This is a genomic window from Micrococcus sp. APC 4021 (assembly GCF_030407635.1).
Classification (GTDB): Bacteria; Actinomycetota; Actinomycetes; order Actinomycetales; family Micrococcaceae; genus Micrococcus; species Micrococcus luteus.
In genome coordinates this window covers 1-3,981 of record NZ_JASDCZ010000162.1, presented here as the reverse complement: position 1 = coordinate 3,981, position 3,981 = coordinate 1, and the positions used below count along the sequence as shown (strand labels likewise).

The window sequence follows — 3,981 nt, the reverse complement described above, 5'->3', positions numbered from 1 at the left end:
CGCGTCGTCGGGGCGGGCGGGGACCTGGGCCGCGTCGGCCGTGGTGTCGCGCATGGGACGTCCTTCCGGGACAGGGGCTGCCGGACGCGTCCGGCCGCGGCCGGGCGCGGTTCGGACTCTACCAGCGGCCCCCGGCGCGCTTTCGTTCGGGAAACGGCGGCCCCTGGTGCGCTTTCGTTCGGGAAACGGCGGCCCCTGGTGCGCTTTCGTTCGGGAAACGGCGTGGCCGGCCGCTGGCGCGCGGGTGCGGCCCTGACCATCCGCGGCGAGTTCTCCATCGTGATCGCCGGGCCGGTGCTCACGCGGTACGCGGACGCGTTCGGTCGCTCGCGCGCCCGGGCGGCGACGCGGCGGGTGCGGGCGCGCGAGGTCGCCGCAGCGGACCCGGTGCACTGACGTACGGGTCCGCGGGGCTCAATGACGACGCGGGGCCGGTCGCACGGCCGGGCTGGTGTATGGTGGTGCCCGCGCCGCAGGCGGAAGCTGAGCGGTTGCGCGGGCGTAGCTCAATGGTAGAGCGCTTGCTTCCCAAGCAAGATACGCGGGTTCGATTCCCGTCGCCCGCTCCACACCACGACGACGGCCCCGGGCCCCTCACGCGAGGGACCCGGGGCCGTATCGGTCCACGTCGCCCCGCCACGGCCGCACCGGGAACGCAAGACGTCGGAATGCGGCCACATTCCGGTGTCATGGCGACCGCTGGCGTTCCAGGTCGACGTGCGGGGTCCCGCTCCCCTCAACCGCCCGCGCGGATCTCGCGCAGCCGGCGTTCCAGGTCGACCGGCAGGTCTGCGGCGAAGCGCGGGTCGAGGTCGGGCCCGGCGTCCGCCAGTCGGTAGACGCCGTCGGCGCGGTCGAGGAACCCGTAGTCCACGAGTTCGCGACGCAGCGTGGCCACGTCCTCGTGGGCGGGGCGCAGCAGGTCGTTGACCTCGGCCTCCGCGTAGGCGCGGCCCGCTCTGAAGCGACGCAACAGCTCGAGAAGGACGGCCACCCGCGGCTTGCGACGCGCAGGGATGGAGCGCAGCCGGTCCCCGTCGAAGAAGCGGGCGAGCACGGTCGCGTGGTAGCGCTCGGCGGACTGCCACTCGTCGGCGAGGGCCGCCGCCGCGGCGGTGTACCGCTCACCGGTGACGGCCATGCGGGCGCGGATCAGGGTCTTGAGGTCGGACTGACGGGTCATGGTGCATCCTCGCCGGCGCGCTCCCGGCCATGCCGCGCCGCGGGTCGGGGACGACGTCCGTCGCGTGCGGGTGGGCCCGAGGATCCGCTCCCCTTCGCGCCGGGCTGCAGGGCCCTGCCGCGCGGGACCGGGCCGCGTGGCGCGCTCGGCGGTGGGCGCCGCCGTCGTGATCCAGGCTAGCCGACGCCCGCGACGTAGGATCGCGCCATGCCCCTGACCCCGCCGCGGACCGCCCCACCCCGACCTGTGGAGGCCCGTCCGTGACCCAGGTGCTCTCCGGCTTCGCGGTCGTGTGGGTGATCATCCTCGTGGGCGTCCTGGTGGGGCGCACGGGGGTGCTCGGTGAGCACGGCCGCACCGTGCTCTCCCGCGCGGCGTTCTTCATCGGCAACCCGGCGCTGCTGTTCGTCACGCTCTCCCGCGCGGACGTGGGCGCCGTGCTGGGCCCCCAGCTGTGGGTGGCCACGCTGTCCGCGTTCACCGCGGCCGCACTGTACCTCGCGGTGACGGTCCCGCTGCTGAAGGGCAGGTCGGCCTCGGAGCGGATCATGTCCGCGCTCAGCGCCTCGCTCGTGAACTCGGCGAACCTCGGCATCCCCATCGCGGCCTACGTCCTCGGCGACGCCGCCCTGGCCGCCCCGGCGCTCATCTTCCAGCTGGCGATCTACACGCCGCTCTACGTGGCCGCGATGGACGCCGCCACCGCGCGCGAGGCCCGGCGACGCACGACGGCGGGCCGGCGCCGGGCGGTGCGCCGCTCCCCCGGCCGCGCCGCGGCCGACCAGGTCCGCCACACGGTCACCAACCCCCTGATCCTGGGCTCGGTGGCCGGCCTGGTCTTCTCCCTCACCGGCTGGTCGTTGCCGGGCCCCCTCATGGAGTCCGTGGAGCTCATCGGCGGGCTGTCCATCCCGGCGATGCTCCTGGCGTTCGGCATGTCGCTGGTCGGCTCGCGGCCGCTCGAGCGGGCCGGCGGGCGACGCGCGGACGTGCTGCTCGCCTCGGCGGTGAAGCTGGTGGTGCATCCGCTGCTGGCCTGGCTGCTCGCGCAGTTCGTGTTCGGCCTGGATGCGCGGCACGTGTTCGTCGCCGTCGTCCTGGCCTCCCTGCCGACCGCACAGAACGTGTTCGTCACCGCCGTGCGCTACGACGCGGGGCTGCGCGTCTCGAAGGACACGATCCTGGTCACCACGATCGTCGCGATCCCGGCGATGATCGCCGTCGCCCTGCTGCTGGCCTGAGGCCGACGACGGCGGCGCCCGGCCCGGTGTCACGCGCCGGACGCCTCGCCGCGGCTCAGACGTCCCGGCGGATCAGCTCGTCCAGCCCCGTGGGCGAGAGCAGGTACGGGGCGACCTCGAGCACGGTGCGCGCCCCCGTCTCCCCCTGGGCCTTCAGACGCGCGGCTGCGCGGCCGTAGGCGACCTGCGCGGCGGCGGTGAAGTCGGGGTTGGACTCCAGCTCCAGCACGAACTCGACAGCGCTGCGCGAGCCGCCGAGGTCGCCCGAGGTGACGACGTGGCCGCCGTGCGGCATGCCCTGGTGGTCGCGCTCGAACTCCTCCTCGGAGATGAAGTGCACGGTGGTCTCGTACGGGGCGAAGTAGTCGGGCATCGTGGTGATGGCCTCGGTGATGGCCGCGTGGTCGGCCTCGTCGGCCACCACGTAGCACTCACGCACGTGCGCGGAGGCGCCGGTGATCTCGGCGCCCCGTCCGGCGCGGGCCTCGGCGATCGCCTCCTCGCTGGGGATCGTGTACTGCACGCCGCGCCGCACGCCGGGGACCCGCCGGACGGCGTCGGAATGGCCCTGCGAGAGACCCTTGCCCCAGAACGTGTTCTGCTGCGGCTGCGGGAACAGCGCGGCGCCCAGCACCCGGTTCACCGAGAACAGGCCCGGGTCCCAGCCGGTGGAGATCATCGCCACGTGCCCGCCCTCCCGGGCCGCGGCGTCCATCTCGGCGCGGTGCCCCGGGATGAGCTGGTGGTTGTCGTAGGTGTCCACGGTGGTGAAGTGCCGCGCGTAGCCGGCCGCCTGCTCAGGGATGTCCGTGGCGCTGCCGAGGCAGAGGAACAGCACGTCGATCTCCCCGGCGTGCTCGGCGGCTCGCTCCGCCGGGAGCACGGGCGTGTCCGTGTCCAGGCCGGTGCGGCGCGAGAAGATGCCCACCAGCTCCATGTCCGGCTGGAGCTTCACGAGCTTCTCCACACTGCGGCCGAGGTTCCCGTATCCGACGATGCCGGCGCGGATGGTCATGTGCGTCCTCCTGGTGGGGTCGTGGTCAGGTCGGTCCCGCCAGCCTAGGCCCGGCGCCGCGGGGCGCCGAGTCCGCCCGCCGGACCGCGCAGCAGGAGCACGACGACGGCGACCAGCCCCGTCAACGCCAGCATGCTGACCACGTAGATCGGCCAGGCCCACGGGCTGTGGTCGGCCCCGCCGATGCCGTAGGTGTCCGCGAGCGCCATGCCCGGCCCGAACGAGGCCATGAAGTAGGCCGGGGACGCGGCGACGAGCGAGGCGAGGCCCAGGGCGAGGACCGCCAGCGGGTCGACCTCCTCGCGACGCCACGTGAGGAACCACAGGACGGCGGCCACGCCGAGCCCGGCCGCCAGGATCACGGCCGACAGGACGAAGGGGACGCCGAGCTGGCCCGCCGCGCTCAGGTCCGCGTAGATCCTCCCGAGGCCGCGGTCGCCGGGCGCGGCGGCCAACGGGTTGAGGACGAACACCTGCAGGGCCGCGAGCGCCGCGGCGGCGGCGATGACGCCCGGGACCACCGCACCCGCGGCGAGCCGCAC

At 74.4% G+C, this 3,981-nt stretch carries 4 protein-coding genes, 1 tRNA gene and 1 pseudogene; 3 read left to right on the top strand and 3 right to left on the bottom strand.

All coding sequences use genetic code 11. The annotated features are described in order from the left end of the window. Positions 1 to 207: 207 nt before the first annotated feature. A pseudogene (locus tag QL983_RS10635) lies at positions 208 to 396 on the top strand (cation:proton antiporter); the annotation flags it as partial. 99 nt (positions 397 to 495) lie between these two features. After that, positions 496 to 569, top strand: a tRNA-Gly gene (locus QL983_RS10630). Positions 570 to 736: 167 nt separating this feature from the next. Here QL983_RS10630 and QL983_RS10625 read toward each other — a convergent pair. Continuing rightward, on the bottom strand, positions 737 to 1,183 hold the full coding sequence (locus QL983_RS10625) for a DUF2087 domain-containing protein (protein ID WP_290152933.1): 447 nt from the start codon (positions 1,181 to 1,183) through the stop codon (positions 737 to 739). A 260-nt stretch (positions 1,184 to 1,443) separates the two neighbouring features. On the opposite strand from QL983_RS10625, the gene QL983_RS10620 reads away from it, so the two are divergent. Further along, complete coding sequence (locus QL983_RS10620) at positions 1,444 to 2,424, top strand: AEC family transporter (RefSeq protein ID WP_290152932.1); 981 nt, start codon at positions 1,444 to 1,446, stop codon at positions 2,422 to 2,424. Between the two features lie 55 nt (positions 2,425 to 2,479). Here the strand turns inward: QL983_RS10620 and QL983_RS10615 are convergent, their stop codons facing one another. After that, on the bottom strand, positions 2,480 to 3,439 hold the full coding sequence (locus QL983_RS10615) for a diaminopimelate dehydrogenase (protein WP_098094361.1): 960 nt from the start codon (positions 3,437 to 3,439) through the stop codon (positions 2,480 to 2,482). A gap of 44 nt (positions 3,440 to 3,483) precedes the next feature. Beyond that, positions 3,484 to 3,981, bottom strand: a 498-nt coding sequence (locus tag QL983_RS10610; protein ID WP_290152931.1) for a hypothetical protein, incomplete at its 5' end; no start/stop codon positions are given.